This is a genomic window from Rosistilla oblonga (assembly GCF_007751715.1).
GTDB classification, from domain to species: domain Bacteria; phylum Planctomycetota; class Planctomycetia; order Pirellulales; family Pirellulaceae; genus Rosistilla; species Rosistilla oblonga.
On the sequence record NZ_CP036292.1, the window covers coordinates 5013108 to 5032751 of the forward strand.

General features: G+C 58.8%; 15 protein-coding genes. 7 read left to right on the plus strand and 8 right to left on the minus strand.

Going from position 1 to position 19644, the window contains the following annotated elements; genetic code table 11:
• Nucleotides 1-17 precede the first annotated feature (17 nt).
• On the minus strand, nucleotides 18-938 hold the full coding sequence (locus tag CA51_RS17735; RefSeq protein ID WP_145122561.1) for a CHAD domain-containing protein: 921 nt from the start codon (nucleotides 936-938) through the stop codon (nucleotides 18-20).
• A gap of 1085 nt (nucleotides 939-2023) precedes the next feature.
• On the opposite strand from CA51_RS17735, the gene CA51_RS17740 reads away from it, so the two are divergent.
• The 6 genes from CA51_RS17740 to CA51_RS17765 all read left to right on the plus strand — a co-directional run bounded on the left by CA51_RS17740 (nucleotide 2024) and on the right by CA51_RS17765 (nucleotide 8249).
• Entirely contained in the window at nucleotides 2024-4603 is a 2580-nt protein-coding gene (locus tag CA51_RS17740) for a PSD1 and planctomycete cytochrome C domain-containing protein (protein ID WP_197451272.1), read from the plus strand.
• Between the two features lie 12 nt (nucleotides 4604-4615).
• The gene (locus CA51_RS17745; protein WP_145122563.1) at nucleotides 4616-6040 is read left to right on the plus strand and encodes a DUF1501 domain-containing protein; all 1425 of its coding nucleotides are present in this window, start codon (nucleotides 4616-4618) and stop codon (nucleotides 6038-6040) included.
• Nucleotides 6041-6208: 168 nt separating this feature from the next.
• Nucleotides 6209-6451 (plus strand): ribbon-helix-helix domain-containing protein, encoded by a 243-nt coding sequence (locus tag CA51_RS17750; protein ID WP_145122564.1) that lies wholly within the window; start codon nucleotides 6209-6211, stop codon nucleotides 6449-6451.
• Nucleotides 6452-6640 carry a type II toxin-antitoxin system RelE/ParE family toxin gene (locus CA51_RS26535; protein ID WP_420821470.1) on the plus strand — a complete coding sequence of 63 codons (189 nt, stop codon included), beginning with the start codon at nucleotides 6452-6454 and terminating at the stop codon, nucleotides 6638-6640.
• 81 nt (nucleotides 6641-6721) lie between these two features.
• Nucleotides 6722-7324 (plus strand): GNAT family N-acetyltransferase, encoded by a 603-nt coding sequence (locus CA51_RS17760; RefSeq protein WP_145122566.1) that lies wholly within the window; start codon nucleotides 6722-6724, stop codon nucleotides 7322-7324.
• 85 nt (nucleotides 7325-7409) lie between these two features.
• Nucleotides 7410-8249, plus strand: a complete 840-nt coding sequence (locus CA51_RS17765; protein ID WP_145122567.1) for a S1 family peptidase — start codon at nucleotides 7410-7412, stop codon at nucleotides 8247-8249.
• A gap of 3 nt (nucleotides 8250-8252) precedes the next feature.
• Here the strand turns inward: CA51_RS17765 and CA51_RS17770 are convergent, their stop codons facing one another.
• Both CA51_RS17770 and CA51_RS17775 read right to left on the minus strand, forming a co-directional pair.
• Nucleotides 8253-9107 carry an MBL fold metallo-hydrolase gene (locus tag CA51_RS17770; RefSeq protein WP_145122568.1) on the minus strand — a complete coding sequence of 285 codons (855 nt, stop codon included), beginning with the start codon at nucleotides 9105-9107 and terminating at the stop codon, nucleotides 8253-8255.
• A gap of 64 nt (nucleotides 9108-9171) precedes the next feature.
• Nucleotides 9172-10347 carry a thiolase family protein gene (locus CA51_RS17775; protein ID WP_145122569.1) on the minus strand — a complete coding sequence of 392 codons (1176 nt, stop codon included), beginning with the start codon at nucleotides 10345-10347 and terminating at the stop codon, nucleotides 9172-9174.
• Between the two features lie 149 nt (nucleotides 10348-10496).
• Between CA51_RS17775 and CA51_RS17780 the strand changes: the two genes are divergently transcribed.
• On the plus strand, nucleotides 10497-12197 hold the full coding sequence (locus CA51_RS17780) for an AMP-binding protein (RefSeq protein ID WP_145122570.1): 1701 nt from the start codon (nucleotides 10497-10499) through the stop codon (nucleotides 12195-12197).
• Nucleotides 12198-12240: 43 nt separating this feature from the next.
• Here the strand turns inward: CA51_RS17780 and CA51_RS26405 are convergent, their stop codons facing one another.
• The 5 genes from CA51_RS26405 to CA51_RS17810 all read right to left on the minus strand — a co-directional run bounded on the left by CA51_RS26405 (nucleotide 12241) and on the right by CA51_RS17810 (nucleotide 19644).
• Nucleotides 12241-12693: a type II toxin-antitoxin system RelE/ParE family toxin gene (locus CA51_RS26405; RefSeq protein ID WP_145124227.1), complete on the minus strand. Its 453-nt coding sequence runs from the start codon at nucleotides 12691-12693 to the stop codon at nucleotides 12241-12243.
• Between the two features lie 230 nt (nucleotides 12694-12923).
• Nucleotides 12924-14684 (minus strand): acyl-CoA dehydrogenase family protein, encoded by a 1761-nt coding sequence (locus CA51_RS17795; protein ID WP_145122572.1) that lies wholly within the window; start codon nucleotides 14682-14684, stop codon nucleotides 12924-12926.
• On the minus strand, nucleotides 14669-15439 hold the full coding sequence (locus CA51_RS17800; RefSeq protein WP_145122573.1) for an enoyl-CoA hydratase/isomerase family protein: 771 nt from the start codon (nucleotides 15437-15439) through the stop codon (nucleotides 14669-14671). The genes CA51_RS17795 and CA51_RS17800 overlap by 16 nt, the downstream gene beginning before the upstream one ends.
• 8 nt (nucleotides 15440-15447) lie before the next feature.
• The gene (locus CA51_RS17805) at nucleotides 15448-17298 is read right to left on the minus strand and encodes an acyclic terpene utilization AtuA family protein (protein WP_145122574.1); all 1851 of its coding nucleotides are present in this window, start codon (nucleotides 17296-17298) and stop codon (nucleotides 15448-15450) included.
• Nucleotides 17299-18048: 750 nt separating this feature from the next.
• Nucleotides 18049-19644, minus strand: coding sequence for an acyl-CoA carboxylase subunit beta (locus CA51_RS17810; RefSeq protein WP_145122575.1), 1596 nt, complete (start codon nucleotides 19642-19644; stop codon nucleotides 18049-18051).

Here is a 19644-nt window from a genome sequence, read left to right on the forward strand (position 1 = left end):
GGCGGCAAACGGTGCGTTTATCCGACAGGTTCTACGCTCTGCCACGCTTCCCAAGCCTGTTCCAAGCGATTGGTGAACTTCTTCGACGAAGTGGCGTACAGTCGCTTGCCCAGTTTGCGAGCCTGTTTCTGCAACTTCGCACGACGACGATCGATCGACTGCATCAGCTTTCCAAACGCCTTCGCACCGCGCAGCTTTTCAAAATCGGGATGCTGCGTAAGCAATTGGTGCAACACGACCAAGTCGTGGTCGTCCCCCAACAAATCGGTCAAGCGTTTTAATTGTTTGGCCCGGATGCTCAACTTCGATTTGCTGAGATCGCGAAGCATCAGGACTTGATACCACTGATACTTGGCATGCTTCCGCCAATCGTGCAGATGCTCGTCGGTCGGCTCTCTGCGAGCCGCCTGCATCGCTCTCGCGCCACGTCGATAAGTCTTGGCGAATCCCGGTCCGATGGCTGCGAAACCCTCGTCCGCACAAGTCCATTGAGGTACTCGGTCGAGAGCAGCTTGCATTTCTTGAATCGCTTCGGTGAAGAACGGCTGCCAATCCAACGGCCCCGTGCTGGCGACTTCACTCCGTTTCGCTAACACCTTGTTTACGCGGTCCATGAACTTCCGCGGCAGCGAATGAGCGGAGTGCTGGCGGAGGAGATCGAACGCCTCGAGCGTCGCATCGGCATCGCGCAGGCCCGACAGTTTGCGCGACGCATCGCGAAACCAAACGTTCTCCAGATCGTAGGCGTCCCCGATCGCGGGCCTGACCATCCGCAGCATCCCGCGAATCATCTTGCACCGTTTGCGTACATCGTGAACGACTTCGGTTCGGTCGAGCCGCGGATCGGACAAGTCGTCGATCGATCGCTGAATATAAGTCTTGGCGATTCGCTGAATCCCCTCCTCCACCGACTCGTCGACACGCAACCGAATCTTCATGTTCCAAATCCTTGAGCGCGAACAGCGTTACGAGAAACTCTCGCAACCCTCTTGATTTCATAATACCAACGGTGAGCCACAAGTGCCGTCGGTCCAGCGACAAGCAAAGCTAGCTCATCTGTGGCCAGTAGCAATCAATGTGCCAACCGAAGCTAGCGTGAATCGGCGACGCAACGGATGCGAAACGTAATCCTGGCTCGCCGCTAGCGTCTGAAATGTGCTTGCAAATTCACTTTCGTGCAAATTTTGACAAGACATCGGCAAACTACCCACACCCCCAGTTTACACAGGCCGAATATCTGTACAATTGTCCCCGTCTTCGGGGTTGTCCGCTTGTTACGCGACACCCTGAGTGCGGGGCAACGTCAACCAACAGTTACGGAAATACTCTTGCCTGTGAATGGATTCGCCACCGCAGCACACTGGAACTCGTACCATTTCACCTCGGGATTTAAGAGGCATCTGTAGTCATGGAACAATTCTATTTCCACGAGAATTGTAAGGTTTGTGGGCGTCCAATGATCGTTTCGCTTGAGCTACTCAATGCGGCGATTCGTTGCGGGCACTGTGGAGCGATATGCGATGCCCCACGACTCGATCAACCAAAGTGGCATCCGCAGCGGCGCCCCCCCCCCGGCGTTGCTGCCGGGACGTCGAACCGTCCCGAGCAAGTCGGCCGCGTCGCCGCATTATTGCGGACGATCGCCCCGCCGCGCTCATGCGACACGCCGTTGATGCGTTGACGGGCATGACCTGCGGGCTTCTGCGACGCTCTGTTAATTCTTTGCGTATTCCTCAGCTCACGAGCCACGACGAGCGACCGTGGCGGTTCCTAAACACCGAACAGTTGTGCGGTTTGTAGCCGTTTCAGGGGGGGTTGCAGCAGCGTCTGGGCAGCTCCGAAGCGCTGGCGGAAAACCGACGTCGGTGTATAATGACCAATGCCCTCCGAAATCCCGTGAGCGTAAGAATGGACGCCTTCACAACCTGAGAAGGCAACTTACGCCCCCGCCAACTTGCTCGCCCAGCACTTCATGCATACACGCCCCCCAATACAGTTTCAGATCGCACTTTTGGTAGCGTTTTTGGCCACCAACGCAGCTCGTGGCGAGGATACTGCCGCCGCCGAGACCTTCTTCGAAAGTAAGGTCCGGCCGCTGTTGATCGAGCGCTGCTACGAGTGCCATTCGCGTGAGTTCGACGAGGCGCAGGGCGGCTTGCGCGTCGATTCGGCTGCGGCGTTGGCCAAGGGCGGTTCGCGAGGGGCTGCGATCGTTGCCGGCGATCCGGCGAAAGGCCTGTTAGTCAAAGCGGTTCTGTACGACGATGATTCGATGCAGATGCCTCCCGAAGGCAAGTTGAAGGACGAAGAAATCGAGATCCTTCGCAAATGGGTCGCCAACGGAGCTTACGATCCACGCGTCGACGACACGCCCGACGTAGAAGAACCTCAGATCGATTGGCGTCAGCACTGGGCATTCCAACCACCGCAACAAGCTGTCGCGGTCGACAAGATCGATCCTCGCAGCGACGATCCGATCGATGCAGTCGCCCTCGACAGGATGGCTCGCGAAGGAATCGAATCGAGCGGCCCGACCGATCGCGAAACCTGGCTGCGACGCGTCTATTTCGACTTGATCGGTCTGCCACCGACGCGCGACGAGATCGACAGTTTTCTTGCCTCGGAACGTCCCGACGCCGCGCGCCGCGTCGTCGATAACCTGTTGGCCCGCCCCGAATATGGCGAGCGATGGGGGCGGCATTGGATGGACGTCGCCCGTTATGCCGACACCGTTGGCTACGCGCCGGCGAAGCGGGAACCGCGGTTGTTGGAGAGCGAAAATTATCGCGACTGGCTGATCCGCGTTTACAACGACGATATGCCGTTCGATCGCCAGGTCACGTTGCAGCTGGCTGCCGATACGATCGACCCCAAAAACGAACAGGGCGATCTCGACGCGATGGGCTTCCTGACAATCGGTCGCCGCTTTTTGAGCAACGAAGACATCGTCGACGACCGCATCGATGTCGTCACCCGCGGCCTACTGGGCCTGACGGTTCAGTGCGCTCGTTGCCACGACCATAAATTCGATCCAATTCCAACGATGGACTACTACTCGTTGGTGGGCGTGATGAAAAGCAGCGAATATCGCGACGACCTGCCATCGAAACTGGCGTTGTTCGACAAAAAGAAGACGACCGACCATCCGGTCTGGGTTCGCGGCCAGCGTGGAAATCGCGGCCCGATCGCACCGCGGCGTTTCTTGACCGCGCTGCACGGCGACGAACCTCCCAAATTTACGCACGGCAGCGGCCGCTTGGATCTCGCCCAAGCGATCGTCGACCACAACAACCCGCTCACACGACGCGTGCTCGTCAACCGTGTCTGGATGCATCTGATGGGCAAACCGATCGTCGGCACGCCCAGCGATTACGGTGTGCGTACCGAACAGCCAGTGCAAGTTGCGGTCTTGGACGATCTGGCCGTCGATTTTGCTGAGCAGGGCGACAGCATCAAACACTTGGTCCGGCGGATTGCCAATTCCTATCTCTACCGACAATCGAGCCAGGTTGCTCCCGAGGTCGTCCAACGCGATCCCGACAACTGGTACTTCGCTCGCGGTATCGCGCGACGTCGCGACTTCGAATCGCTCCGCGACACAATCCTCGCCTCCGCCGGTCAACTTGATTTACAAAAGGGGGGCGCACCGGTCGTAATCAGCGATGGCTCACCTCAATCGCGACGAACGGTTTACGCCTTCATCGATCGACAGAAATTGCCCGCCTTGTTCCGCGTCTTCGATGTCGCCAGCCCCGATGCGCACGAACCACAGCGGTATTACACCACCGTGCCCCAACAATCGCTGTATCTGATGAACAGCCCGTTCATCCTGGATGCCAGCATCAAAGTCGCCGACGTGTCGACGCGTGGCCTGCCCGCCGATTCGCTCGACGAAAAAATCAACGCCTTGTTCCTGCGAGTGCTGAAACGCCAACCGACCGCCGAAGAGCTGCAGTTTGCAATAAAGTTCTGCCAATCTCCGATCGATCCAGCCACGGTTCCCGTCTCCCCCGCCTCGGCGTGGGACTACGGATACGGCAACTTTGACGAAACCCGAACGCACATCCCCGATTTCAAACGCCTGCCGCACTTCCAAAAGGGACGTTGGGCCGGCGGACCGAAAATCCCCGACGAGCACCTGCAATACACTTCGCTGACGCCAACCGGAGGCCATCCCGGCGACGTGATCGCTTCGGTCCGGCGGTGGACCGCGCCGCAAACCGGCGAGGTCACAATTTCATGTGAGATGAAGCATCCCAGCGACAAAGGGGATGGCGTGCGGATGTCGATCGCCTCCGCTGGCAAAGTGCTGTTCGAAGAGCTGTTGATGAATTCCGAACAATCGGTGCGGGAGCTTGTTATCCAAGTAAAGGAAGGCCAAGTGATCGACTTCGTCGCCGAAGACAACATCTCGACGGCGTTTGATTCGTATCAATGGACCATTCAAATCCGCTTCCAAAGCGATCGCGGCGTGATCGCCGATTTCGATTCGAAAACCGACTTCAGCGGCAATCCCGATGGCAAGCAGTCGCGACTGCTGACTCGATTCGAACAACTCGCCCACGCCTTGCTGATTAGCAACGAACTAACTTTTATTGACTGAGTGATCGCAACGATGAATGCATATAACAACTGTGGACTCTCGCGTCGCGAACTGCTTTGCCGCAGCGGAATGGGCTTCGCATCGTTGGCTCTTGCCGACCTGATGCATGGCGAAGCGGTCGCCGATTCGGTTGCCAATCCGCTGCTGCCCAAGCCGCCTCAGTTTCCGGCGAAGGCGAAACGGGTGATCCATCTGTTCATGAACGGTGGGCCCAGCCATGTCGATACGTTCGACCCGAAACCCGAGCTGCAAAAACGCTCCGGCCAACCATTGGACGGCGGCAACCTGAAGACCGAACGCCCGACCGGTGCCCTGATGGGATCACCCTTCAAATTCCAGCGGTATGGCGAGAGTGGGATCGAGGTCAGCGAGCTCTTCAAGGAGACGGCAAAGTCGATCGACGACATCGCCGTCATCCGTTCGATGCACGCCAATGTGCCGAACCATGAACCGTCGTTGATGCTGATGAACACAGGCGAATCGCGTTTGATTCGCCCCAGCGTCGGATCGTGGATGACCTACGGATTGGGCACGGAAAACCAGAACCTGCCAGCCTTTGTTTCGATGTGCCCCGGCGGCTATCCGATCAAAGGGGCCCAGAACTGGCAGTCGGGCTTCCTCCCCGGCATCTATCAAGGCACCTACGTCGATTCGAACAATACGCGGATCGAAAAACTGATCGAAAACATCAACAACTTCCGCGTCTCCCGCGATGACCAACGGCAACAGCTCGATCTGCTGAACCAACTCAACGGCATCCATCGATCGACACGGCCGGGCGAACCGAAGTTGGAAAGCCGTATCCAGTCGTTCGAACTCGCCTATCGGATGCAAGCCGATGCGGCCGAAGCGTTCGACATCAATCGCGAACCGCAACACATCCTGGACATGTACGGCAAGGGTGTCCACGCGCGGCAGACACTGATCGCCCGGCGACTTGTCGAACGCGGCGTTCGCTACGTTCAACTATGGCATGGTGCGGGACAACCGTGGGACAACCACGATGACTTGGAAACTCGCCACCGCGCATTGGCCGGCCAGTGCGACCAAGCCATCGGCGCACTGTTACGCGATCTGAAACAGCGTGACATGCTCAAGGACACTCTCGTCATCTGGGGCGGTGAATTCGGACGGACTCCCGTCGTGGAGATGCCCAAGGAAGGAACGAACCAAGGCAAGATGAACGGTCGCGACCACAACCACCACGGGTTTACCGTCTGGATGGCTGGCGGCGGCGTCAAAGGGGGCTACGTCCACGGCAGCACCGATGAATTTGGCTTCAAAGCCGTGGAAAACCGCGTTCACGTCCACGACCTGCACGCCACCATGTTGCACTTGTTAGGTTTCGATCACAAAAAACTGACCTATCGCTACGCTGGCCGCGACTTCCGGCTGACCGATGTCCACGGCCGCGTCGTCGACGAACTGATCGCATAACGACGGGTCTTGACGCCACCTTTGCTATCCAAGCGAAGATGGTTTGAAGCAACCTTTGATCGTATAATGTAGGCTCGGCCGGAACCACGCCGAAGTTGTCCCCGAAGGGACTTCGCGTAAAAACCATGTTGTCGGTCGTGAACCATCACTGAGAAAGCGAGAGCTGCGATGTCCAGCATCCCGGTTGAATTGCCAGAGCATTTAATGTCGTTTGTCTCCCGAGGAGCGGAGCAAGCCGGTTATTCTACGGGTGGTGAATACATCGCGGCGTTAGTTGCCGCAGCAAGTGAGAAGCAAGGCGAAACCGAACAAGCACTGATGGCAGGAATTTCGAGCGGCGATGCCAAACCATGGACCGACGCCGAGTGGAAGGCAATCAAAGAACGAGTGATCGCCAAAAGCGTCAAATAAGTGGCGAAGTTGAAACCTATCATCCGACGGCCCAAAGCCAGCGAGGATGTCGAATCGCACGCGATGTATATTGCCGATGGCAGCATGGATGCTGCGTTGCGATTTATTGAGAGAGCTGAGCAAACCATTAAAGGCTTGGCGTTGTTTCCCCAAATACGTCGAGCGAGAAGATTCCATCGAGATAGTTAGGGTTCTGCGCGGCGGGCAGGACATGAATACAGAAGCAACCAAAATCTAGCGATCGACAAGACGATAGGGTACGGAGACTCGATGAACGCATTGCCCCCTTGGCCGCAGCCCGTGACGCTTCGCGGCCCCCTCGCGACGTTGGAACCGCTGTCGCGCGAGCACCACGATCCGTTGGCCGCCGCAGTCGAGGATGGCCAGCTCTGGAAGCTGTGGTACACCAACGTTCCCACGCCCGAAGGGATGATGGCCGAGATCGAGCGACGGCTGAATCTGCAGGCCTCCGGTTCGATGTTGCCCTTCGTCGTCCGCGATGCCAACGACAACATCGTCGGCATGACGACGTATATGCACATCGACGCCGCAAACAAACGTCTCGAGATCGGATCGACCTGGTACGCACAGCGCGTGCAGCGGACGGGCCTCAACACGCAGTGCAAGCTGCTGCTGATGAGCCATGCGTTTGAGACGCTGCAGTGTATTGCTGTCGAGTATCGCACCTCCAGTCTGAACCTTGCCAGCCGTCGAGCGATCGAGCGGTTGGGAGCCAAACTCGACGGCGTTCTTCGCAGCCATCAACGCCACCGCGACGGCACGCTCCGCGATACCTGCGTCTATTCGATCCTGCAGCACGAATGGCCCGCGGTGAAGAGCCACTTGGCATTCAAGCTGCAAGCCGGCGGTTAACTCACCTCCGAGATACGCTCTATAATCTCGCCACCGCGATCGCCAATGCCACTTCTTTTCGCTCCCCACCGTCCGATGGATTCCGATGAAATCTCAGCCTCTGATGCTCCTGCTCGCTTGCAGCCTGTTCGCCTGCGATCTGGCAGGCGAAGAAGCACAAGAACCCAAACACTGGGATAAGGTCGTTGCGATTCAGACCAAACAGAAGACGACCAACAAGCATGCGACGGCCTTTTTCATTCGCAAAGGCGATGCATATTTCATGGTAACCGCCAATCATGCCGCGGACGAAACCAAAGGGGACACGCGTATCCTGTACGTCCGCGAGGATGGCGACTCGCGCTGGATGCAGCTGCGCGGGATCGTCCCCGCCGACACCAACCCTTGGACTCAGTTCAAGAACAACGATCTGGCGGTCGCGCGGCTTCAGTTCCCGCGGGCGTCGAAGTCCGACATCGCCGATTTCAACTACCTCGCCCTTCCCTACGAGGCGCTGCTGACCTCAACGCCGCCGCGAGCCAGCGAAATTGTCTTCGCCGGCTTTCCAATGGCCTATGGCACCACCCCACCGATCAGATCGCTGGTCGTTCGCGGGCACATCGCTTCGCGCGAGCTTAAATCCAAAGGTGACTGGGGCGTCGTTCCGATCATCTATGCCACTCCGACCGTCGCTTCGGGAACCAGCGGCAGCCCCGTCTTCAGCTTCATGCAGTCGCCCGACGAGATCGCGATCGTTGGTATGTACATCGCCGTTGCCGTCGATGAGACGGGAGCGAAGTTGGCGAAGCTGGTGCCGGCTCGGCTGATCCGCGAAGCGATCGATGCGGCGTCGGAAGCTCCAGCCGGGCAGGACGCTGAAAAAGAATCCGACGAAGAGTCGTCCGAAGCAGTCGAACCGCAGGAAGCAGCACTCCAAGCGGAATAGCCGCTAACCGACTGCGTGCCCAACGACCTGTCCGTCGGCGGACCGCGTTAACCGGACGGCTGGAGTGACCGGGTCGTGCGAAAACAACAGCAATCGATCGTGCTGGATGACGTTATCGAACAAGCTCGCTTTCAGTCGCCGAACCGTCAACGGAAACTGATCGTAGGAAAGCGTCCAGAAGGTCGGCAGATGCGCCGCCGTCGGACAGATATCCCCCGCAAAGATCGCCGACGCTTCTCCCGACTGCAGCGCGATCGATTGATGACCGCGCGTATGCCCTCCGGTCAACGTGACCGTCACGCCGGAGACGATCTCGGTCGTGCCGTCGACCTGTTCGACCAACCCCGCATCGGCTAAAGGCACAATATCGTCGGCAAAATACGAACCGACCAATTCGGGAATCTTTCCCGTCGCGTCGGCCCACTCGGTCTGCTGGATGATATGCCGAGCGCGGCGGAAGACCGGTTCCAACCGACCGCTGGCATTGCGGGCGACACAGCCGCCGACGTGATCGAAGTGCAGATGCGATAGGATCACCCAATCGATTTGGTCGGGAACGATCCCATGTTCGGCGAGATTTCGCACCAGCGGCATCCCATCCTCCATGCTCATCCGCTTGCGAACTTTTGGCCCCGCCTTGCCGCCATATCCGCTGTCGATGATTCCCAACGAAGTCGGCGTCCGCACGACGAAGCAGTTCGTTTCGACGAGCACCCGGTGCTGCGAATCGGGCTCGGCGAACCGTTGCCACATCATTCGCGGCACCATGCCAAACATGCTTCCACCGTCGATCCACAATTGCCCGCCGCTGACCGGTAGCAATTGCAGCTCTCCAACGGGAATCCACGAACGTTTCATTCAGATCACCTTGCTGGCGAACCATCCAACGGTTCGCTTGAAATCATTAAGTAGTTGCTCAAATTCAAATCTCTCGGTCGACAAGCAGCGCCACCGCGTTGCCCCCTCCCAAGCAGAGCGCCACAACGCCAAGTCGCTTCTCGTGACGCTGCAACGCATTCAGCAATGTCACCAGCACACGCGTGCCGCTTGCACCGATCGGATGCCCCAACGCGATCGCTCCGCCGTGAATGTTGACACGGCTGTGAGGAATGTCAAGTTGATCGATGCAGGCGATCATCTGAACGGCAAAAGCTTCATTGATCTCGAACAGATCGATCTCCTGTAGCGAATGTCCCGCCTTGCGAACGACCTCGCGAATCGCAGCAACCGGCGCGGTAAACAAATCTTCGGGAGCACTTCCGACAGTCGCCGTCGCCACGATCCGGAACAGCGGGCGAACAACGCTGCGCTCCGCGACCGACGCATCTACCACCACAACCGCCGCCGCGCCGTCGCTGATCATCGAAGCGTTCCCGGCGGTCACGCTTCCCTCCTTGCCAAACACCGGCCTCAGTTCCGCCAGCTGCTCCAAAGTCGTCTCCCGCCGCGGGCCAGAGTCGCTCGAAATTTCAATCGCTCCGTTTTTGTTGTTCACCGCAACGGGAACGATCTCCTCGGCGAAGGCCCCGGCATCGATCGCCTCGATCGCCCGACGATGACTCTCCAAAGCAAAGCGGTCTTGCGTCGGGCGAGAGATCTTCGCGCGAGCGGCCAACTGGTCGGCGATCGCTCCCATCGAATGCCCCGTCATCGCGCACGTCAACCCATCGTGCAACATCCAATCAGTCAACTGCTGATCACCCAACGTCCGCTGCCCGCGTTGCAACAGCCAACCGCAGCGACTCATGCTCTCCATCCCTCCGGCTACAACAAGCTTCGCATCGCCCGACCGGATCGCTTGGTCGGCCAGCATCACCGCCTTCAGTCCCGAACCGCATACCTTATTAACACTGCAAGCCGCAACGGTCGCGGGCAGCCCGGCTCGCAGCGCCGCCTGACGCGCTGGCGCTTGGCCAACGCCCGCCGACAAGACGTGGCCGAGAATCACTTCGTCGACCTCTGCGTCCAACAATCCCGTCCGCCGGATCGCTTCACGAATTGCGACAGCCGCCAGGTCGGGAGCCGCCACGGAGGCGAAATCGCCTTGAAAACGACCAATTGGCGTGCGACACGCCGACAAAATATAAGCTGTCGACATCGAATGACCTTTCGCAAGAACAGCCTTCGTTTAATTGCATTTTAGGCGATTCCGAGATCTCGCCGGCCGAATATTCCTGAAGCTTTTGATCGCCTCGCTCTCACCGAATTCCCTAGAATGAAGGAGTACACGCGGACGGGAGTTCACAAATGAGTACTGCTCAATTGCCAATTGCTCCGCCGACACCCTGGGTCGACGGGCTGACGATCGGACAAGTGTTGCGAGAGACCGCACGGCAATACCCGGATGACGACGCGTTTGTCTTCTGCGGTCCGGGCGTTCGGGTCAGTTGGTCCGAACTGGATCGCGAAGTCGATCTGGTCGCTCGCGGCCTGTTGGCGTTGGGCTTTGTCCCCGGCAACCACTTCGGCGTCTGGGCGACCAACGTTCCCGAGTGGGTTCTGCTGCAATTCGCCACCGCTCGGGTCGGGGTCGTGTTGGTCAACATCAACCCATCGTACCGGGCGGGCGAACTGAAGTTTGTCCTCAAACAAGCCGATGTCCGCGGATTGGCATTGATCGATCATTATAAGACGACTCACTTTCAGGAAACGCTGCTCGAAGCGGCTCCCGATCTCGCCACATCGACGCCCGGCCATCTGCACAGCCCAACGTTCCCACGGCTGCGGTGGATCGTCGAAATGCGTGGCCGTCAGCCGTCGTTTGGATTGTCGTGGTACGATCTGATGTCCGGCGCCGTCTCGGTTCCGCAAACCTGTGTCGACGAAGTTTCCGAACGCTTGGATCCAAACCGCGCGATCAATATCCAGTTCACTTCCGGTACGACCGGTCATCCCAAAGGGGCGACGCTGTCGCATCGAAACGTCCTGTTAAACGCTTTCTACGCCGGCCAATCGCAGCGGTTGGGGCCGCGAGACCGCGTCTGTCTGCCGGTGCCTCTCTACCATTGTTTTGGTTGCGTCTTGGGGACAATGTGCTGCATCGTGCACGGATCGGCAATGATCTTCCCGTCGGAGTGCTTTCATGCCGGGGAGACGTTGGCCGCGATCGATTCGCAGCGTTGCACTGCGATCTATGGCGTGCCGACGATGTTCATCGCTCAACTGGAAAATCCTGCGTTCTCCAAACACGATCTCTCTTCCTTGCGGACAGGGATCATGGCGGGCAGTCCCTGTCCGATCGAATTGATGCGGCGGGTCACGCAGGACATGGGAGCCAGCGAGATCACGATCGGATACGGTCAGACCGAAGCCTCGCCGTTGATCACGCAGACTCGTACCGACGACCCGATCGAATTGAGAGTCGGCACGGTCGGAAAACCACTGCCTGGATTTGAAGCCAAGATTGTCGATCCCGATACCGGCGCCGAACTTGGCGATGGTCAGCAGGGTGAATTCTGCGGCCGCGGCCACGGGGTGATGATCGGTTATTACCACCAACCCGATAAAACCGCCGCCGCAATCGATCGCGATGGCTGGCTGCACACCGGCGATCTCGGCATGCGACAACCCAATGGCTACTACCGAATCACCGGTCGATTGAACGACATGATCATTCGCGGCGGCGAAAACATCTATCCCCGCGAGATCGAAGAGCGGCTGTACGAACACCCGGCGGTGGAAGACGTGCAGATCGTTGGCGTTCCCGATCATCGCTTCGGCGAAGAGATCCTCGCCTGGATCAAATTCAAACGCGATCAACAGGCAACCGAAGCAGAGCTTCGCGAATTCTGTCGCCTCGGTTTGGCGCACTTCAAAGTCCCGCGGTACTGGAAGTTTGTCGACGCGTTCCCGACCACGGTCACCGGCAAGATCCAGAAGTTCAAGATCCGCGAACAAGCGATCGAGGAACTGGGCCTGCAAGTCGAAGCGAATATCGAAACCGCGTAGTCGCCCAGAAAATTCGCGTCGCAGGCGGTCGATAGTGGGCGTCCTAGAGATTCCGCATGTCGCGGCTTCCGTGAATCACGCGCGAGACCTCGATGCCACCCTCCCTCGCACGGAAGAACACAACATACTGCCCAACGCTATAAGACCGGCACCCCGTAACACCAAAACCATTGCGATCTTCCCCTACCCCCGGTTGGTTCGCAAGCATTTCACACGTCTTAAGAATTTCCAAAAGCCATTGGCGGGCGGCCATCGGCTTGTCCCGTGCAATGTAGTCAACGATTGCTTCGAGATCGTCATCCGCTTCCGGGGTGCGAAGACGACCTGGGCCACTATCGTTCTGAGCGTTCGATTTCCGCGATTCGTTGTTCAGCCCTTGCAAACACTTGATCCGCTGGCACCCCTTGCCCCGCGTCGAGGCTTGCAAACCCTTTGGCAACTTCGTCACGAAGGGTCTCGCGAGCCTGAAGCAAACGCAATCCTTCGGTAACCACATCTTGTTCACTCAAAAACCTACGCCCAGCGACCATTCGCTGAACGAATGGCTCCATGTCTTGTGGAATGCCCGTACCCATCTCGTTGTTCCTGCTCGATTCCGAATTGCCGTCGGTCGCTCAACATGGTTTTGCCGCTAGGCCGCAGGTTTCACAATGGAAACTCTACCCCAATATACTTTGCTTGCTTCCCCGGCGTCCACTGACAACTTTATCTCGTGGACGCCCAAGGCTAATTCGCTGCAAGCTTCAGCAGGTCGTCGTCATTGCAACGCATCGCTCGCTGCAATCCTTCGATGCGGCGATGTGAATCAGCCAAACACCATCGTGCGACGGCGTCGTGCGTGTGATCGTTGGCGACAAGATCGCTGTCCAATCGGCTCAGCGTCGACGCCGCGGCGAACAACTCCATCGCCATCCATGCGATCCGCTCCAACACCAACTGGCGTTCGAGCACCTCTTCGCGATGCGTGACCAATGTCTTTTGCACCGTCGCCCCAAAACGGCGGATCTGTTTTCCCAGCTGCTTTCCGTACCGTCGCAGTTCCGGCGATCGCAGCGAGACCGCGGGAGAACAGCACCGCAAGCGAGCTCCATCGGTTGCAAACCGGCACACCAACCCGGCGTCGCGCAACGGATGTTTCCACGCCGACGCGACAGCTTGCATCTGCAAGCCCGGACCTCGCATCCCCGTCAACGCGATGAACGACATCAGCACTTCATTGGCCCCTTCGCCGATTTGATTGATGCGGTGGTCGCGGAGCATCCGTTCCAGAGACAGGTCGGTGAAGTAGGCAGCGCCGCCGTGAATTTGAAACGCGTCGTTGACGATCGTCCACAACCGCTCGGTGCTCCAAACCTTCAACATCGCGGTCTCCAACATGTAGTCCTCCAAACCGCGATCGATCAGGCCGGCCGTGACCGTTGTCATCGCTTCCATCGCGTAGGTCCATGCCGCCATCCGCACCAGTTTCTGTTGCACCAGTTCGAACTCCGCCAACGAGCGGCCAAACTGCCGTCGACGATGCGCGTGGTCGGTCGCCAGTTGCACACATGTCTTCGCCGCTCCGGTGCAACAGGCTCCGAACGTGGTGCGGCCAAAATCGAGTACCGTCAGGGCGACCTTCAGTCCCTTGCCGATCGGCCCCAAGATGTTTTCTCGCGGCACGTGCATGTTGTCGAAGGCCAGCCGAGACGTCGCGGTCCCGCGAATCCCCAGCTTTTCCATCCGCGGCTCGGTCACCTGGAATCCCGGCATATCGGGCGTAACGAGAAACGCAGTGATCGCCGTCTTGTCGCTCTCGGCAACCGGAGTCCGCGCCATCACCGTCAAGACATCCGCGATCGCTCCATTGGTGATGTATCGCTTCTGTCCATTGAGTACAAAATGTTGGCCGTCCGCGGTCGGAACCGCCATCGTTTGCACGTTCGATGCATCCGAACCGGCTTCGGGTTCCGTCAACGCAAACGCAGCTAGCTTCTTTCCGCTGACCAGATCGGGCAGCCAATGCCGCCGCTGCGCATCGCTGCCGAACAGCAACAGCCCCCGCATCCCAATCGAATGATGCGCGTTGACGAAGATCGCCGTCGAACTACATCGGCTGCCGATCACTTCCAACAATTGACAATAGGCCATTTGGGAATACCCGCGGCCGCCAAACTCCTCGGGCGCTGTCATCCCCAGCAATCCAAACTGCCCCAATCCATCGATCAATTCGCGCGGGATGTCCGCTTCGCGATCGATCCGCACCGGATCGAGATTCCGATCACAGAACGCCTCCAATTCGGCAACCGCCGCGTCGGTGTCGGCTTTCTGATTGATCGACAGTTGCGGGTAGGGAAAGACCCAATCGGCGATCAATCGCCCGGCAAACAAACCCTTGGCCAATCCGATTGTTTGCGGCAGCGAGCCCAGCAGTTCTTCGGCTTGGCGGATCTGTTCGGCTCGCTGCTGCAGACGCTCCGCCGACGGTTCGGTTACGTGGCTTCCCATCTTGGATCTCGCTTTTCAATAAACGCGGCCAGCCCTTCATGCGCCTCGGCGCTGTGACGAGCTGCCAGATGTTTTTTGATGCTGTCTCCCGCATCATTCGTTTTAGGAACGGCAAAAGTCTCGTTGATCAACCGCTTCGTTTGGCGAATCGTCTGGGGACCGCCAGCGATCACGGCCTCAGCTGCTGCAACCGCAGCGACACGCAACTGATCTGCCGCAACAATCCGCTGCACCAGCCCAACCTGCTGCGCTCGCGCGGCGTCGACTGGTTCGCCCAACAGAAACAGTTCCCGCAGATCCCCTTCGCGTACTTTGTGACGCAGCACATCGCAGATCAATGCGGGCAACAGACCACGCCGCGCTTCGGGAAACCCAAACTTGGCATCCTCTGCTGCGATCACTAGATCGCAAGCCGCCATCAATCCCGCTCCGCCGGCAAATGCTCCGCCTTGAACCGCCGCGATCACGATCAACGATGTCTCGCGCAACTGTCGCAGCGCCCGTTCGACCGCCGCCGCCGATCGTTCGACCAACGCGTGATCGGCAGCTTCACGCAGATCGAGCCCCGCGGAGAAGACCGGCCCGGCGGCTCGCAAGATCACCACGCGATTGCCGCGATCCGATTCGATCCGTTTCAACGCGGCAGACAATTGATCCAACAGTTCGATGCTCAGCGCATTGCGGCGACCGGGGCGGTTCAGCACGATCGACTCGATTCCCGGTTGGATCGATTCGACAAGGATCCATTCTTCCATCACAGTTTTCACCTTTGTTCAGTTTCAATTGTACGCCCACGTTCGGTGGGCAACGGCATTTCCAACAGCAATTGCCCCAGTGTTTTCCCTTGTGCGTCGCTGCGCAATCGGTTCTGCAAGATACCGCGGATGACAAAATTCAGCGCGGCGAGATTCTTCAGTTCATAGCGTTCGACGGATTGGACACCTAGCGGCTGCAAAAACGCTGCCACGCGATCCGTGGTTAACCAAGCTTGCAGAAAATCCCAATCGTCATCGGATCGCAACAAGACTCCGATATTGGCCGATGTCCCCTTGTCGCCGCTACGTGCAAACGCGATCGCCCCCAATCGCGAAGCGTATGTTGTTAGTGCGTCCATGCCGGTTGTCATTCCCGATTCCGATTCCTCTTCGCAATACTGACTGGCGATTCCACCTTGTACCAAAAGCGTCTTCGTCTGCGTTTCGGAAGCACTCGGCGACCGGTCGTCCGATGAGGTGTCATCGGTTTGGATCGTGTCGACACGTGGCGTGACGCGATCTCGATCGATCAAACAGGGCCAATACCGGATCACCGGTCGCACGCGAGGCCGTCCCTCGGCGTAGCCCGTCGTCCCTTGTGGCCCCGCGGTGATCAAGGGCATCAATTCGCGAGCGAACCGCTCAGCCGCGGCTTGCGTTTCCGACTCGACAGCGATCCGCAGAACGACTTCGCCAAAGACATCCGGATCGCCATCGCTGTCTTGGCATAAAACGCTTCCGGAACAAGCACCGCTCCCCAGACATTCGATCAGGCTATCGCGAATTTGGAATCCCGCTTCGCAGACGCGTTGCAAAACCATCTCGCCACATCGATTCGCTTTGCGGACCACATCGCGGCCAACGATCACCAATGTTCCCGCCGACCGGTAGCCATCGCGGAGCGTTGCGCTGACCTTATAACGTTCGGGGCGTGGATGACCAACCGCACCGGAGACTCGCACCCGATTGGATCCCAAATCTTCGACCTGTAGCAAATCGAACGAAACACAAACATCGGGACTTCGGTAGTCGCGGGGATCGCCGATTTCGTAGACCAATTGCTCGCGAACCGTCGTCGCCGTCACGCGTCCTCCCGTGCCGTGCGGTTTGCTGACGATACAGTTTCCCGAGTCGGCGACCTCGACGATCGGGAATCCGATGTTGGCGGGGTCGGGAACATTTAGCCAATCGGTGCTGATCCCACCGGTCACTTGAGTTCCGCATTCGATCAGATGGCCCGCCACCGTCGCGCCGGCCAAGCGATCCAGTTCGCTCTCTTGCCAGCCGAAATGATGCAGACAAGCCGCCACGACCAGCGATGGGTCAGCGACGCGGCCCGTGATAACGATCTGGGCTCCATCGGCCAGCGCTTGGGCGATCGGACCGGCTCCCAGATACGCGTTGGCCGTCACGATGCGCTCGACGTTGCCGGCCAGCGATTCGCCGTCGTCCAAGTTCTTGAATTCCGCCGCGGCAGCGGACGACCGGAGTTCGTCCAAGACGTCGTCACCGCTGACGATCCCGATCCGCAGCGCAGGACACCCTGCTTGTTCCAATGCCCTGCGACACGCCTCGGCACACGCCGCCGGATTTAGTCCGCCTGCGTTGGCGAGCACTCGGCAGCTGCCTCCCGCCGCCCAATAGGGAGCCAACGAACGGATGACATCGACAAAATCGCGAGCGTATCCCAATTCTGGATTCAGTTGTCGCTGCATCGCCAAGATCGACATCGAGACCTCGGCCAGATAGTCCAGCGTGAGGTAATCCAGCTCGGGTTCCAGATTCAACATCTCCGCCGCCGCTGCGCTGCGATCCCCCCAAAAGGCTTGAGCATTTCCGATTCGAATCGAACGCGACATGATGGGTTATTGCCTCGTGGTTGTCTTCCGGTTTGCCTCTTGTCCTGGGGCCTGACGGCCCCGGCGGGTCTTGTGTCGGCCTGCCGGCCTTGTCGATCTGTTGCTCTTTCTTTCCGGGGCCTTACGACCCCGGCAGTTGTTGTGTCGGCCTACCGGCCTGGTGTGCAGTTGACTGATTTCCCCATCTCTCTTCAGCCCGATAGGGCGACAAATATAATGCCGGTGGTGTAAACCACCGGGAACTGGCAGTGCCCTATGCCCCAAAGCCCGGAGGGCGACATAGGGACCGAACCATGTGTCGGCCTACCGGCCTTTTCGATCTGTTGTTCTTTCTTTCCGGGGCCTTACGACCCCGGCAGTTGTTGTGTCGGCCTACCGGCCTGGTGTGCAGTTGACTGATTTCCCCACTCTCACCTGAGCCCGATAGGGCCGCATATCCAATGCCGGTGTTGTAAGCCACCGGAACCTGGCAATGCCCTAAGCCCGGAGGGCGGCATAGGGATCGAACCTTATGTCGGCCTATCGGCCTTGTCGATCTGTTGTTCTTTCTTTCCGGGGCCTTACGACCCCGGCAGTTGTTGTGTCGGCCTACCGGCCTGGTGTGCAGTTGACTGATTTCCCCACTCTCTTCAGCCCGATAGGGCGGCAAATCTAATGCCGGTGGTGTAAGCCACCGGGAACCGGCACAGCCGTAAACCATCAAGCCCGGAGGGCGACACACTTCTCATTGAGTCCAACAACATTCCTCCCCTAAACCTGCAACACTCCCGCTCTGAAATTTTGTTGCTCGGTGGCTGGCAACAGATCGAGCGCCGCCAGAAACCAGAGTCGCGTTTCGTGCGGCGGGATGATCGCGTCGACCCAACTGCGCGCTGCACCGTAGCGAATGTCGGTCTGTTCTTGATATCGCTGGCGGATCGAATCGCGCAGCGCATCGACTTCTCCATCGGCCAACGTGCGTCCGCTGCGTTGGGCTTCGCGCAACTGCAATTGCAACAGCGTGTCGGCCGCTTGGTTGCCGCCCATCACCGCGTACTTCGCCGAGGGCCAGGCGAGGATCAGCGCGGGGTCGTACGCTTTTCCGCACATCGCATAATGCCCCGCACCAAACGATCCGCCGATGATCACTGTCAACTTCGGCACGATCGAATTGCTGATTACATTGACTAACTTGGCTCCGGCGCGGATGATCCCCGCTTGCTCCGCCTGTTTGCCAACCATAAAGCCTTGCACGTCCTGAACGAAGACGATGGGAACCCGCATCTGATTACAGTCCATCACAAACCGAGCAGCTTTGTCGGCGGCGTCGGGATAGATCACGCCGCCGACTTGAAGCTCACCGTCGGCCGCCCGGCATCGCCGTTTTTGATTAGCGACGATTCCGATGGGATGTCGGCCGATCCGAGCGAATGCCGTTACAATCGTCTGCCCAAATTCCGCTTTGTATTCCTGCAACGAGTCTCCATCGACGATGCTTCGCAACACGTCGCGGATGTCGTACTCCTGCCGCCCGTCCGCCGAAACGATGTCGTAAACCGAATCGCAATCTCGCTCTGGCCCCACGTCACAAATGTCGCTCGACCGCGACCGATCGATCGGCAATAGATCGACCAGCGAACGCAAGCGGTTTAAACAAGCGGGATCGTCCGGTTCGTGAAAGTCGACGGTGCCGCTGATCGATGCGTGCATCGACGCCCCGCCGAGTTGTTCGGGATCGGCGGTTTGACCGATCGCCGCTTTCACAAGCGCCGGCCCCGCCAGGCACATCTGGCTGCCATCGGTCATCAGCAGCTTGTCGCACAAGACGGGAAGGTACGATCCGCCGGCGACGCAGTTTCCCATCACCGCCGCGTATTGGATCACTCCCGCAGCCGAGAGGACTGCGTTGTTGCGGAAGATTCGTCCGAAGTCGTCTTCGTCGGGAAAGATCTCGTCCTGCAGCGGCAAAAAGACGCCGGCTGAATCGACAAGGTAGATCACCGGCATCCGGAATTGGTAGGCGATCTTCTGTGCTCGCAGCAGCTTCTTGACCGATTGCGGAAACATCGCTCCCGCTTTGACCGTTGCATCGTTGGCGGCGATCAGACAACCGTGACCTTGAACAAAACCAATCCCCGTGACGATTCCAGCCGCCGGAACGCCGCCCCATTCTTGGTACATCCCATCCGCCGCCCAGAGCCCCAGTTCCAAGAAGGGACGTCCGTGGTCCAACAACAATTCCAACCGCTGACGCACCGGCAATCGGCCGTGCCGCAACTGTCGCTGCTGCCCCTCGGCACCGCCTCCTTCGCGGAGCGTCAGCTCTTGGCAAGTGATTTGTTCGGTGAGCTCTCTCAAGCTGGTCAT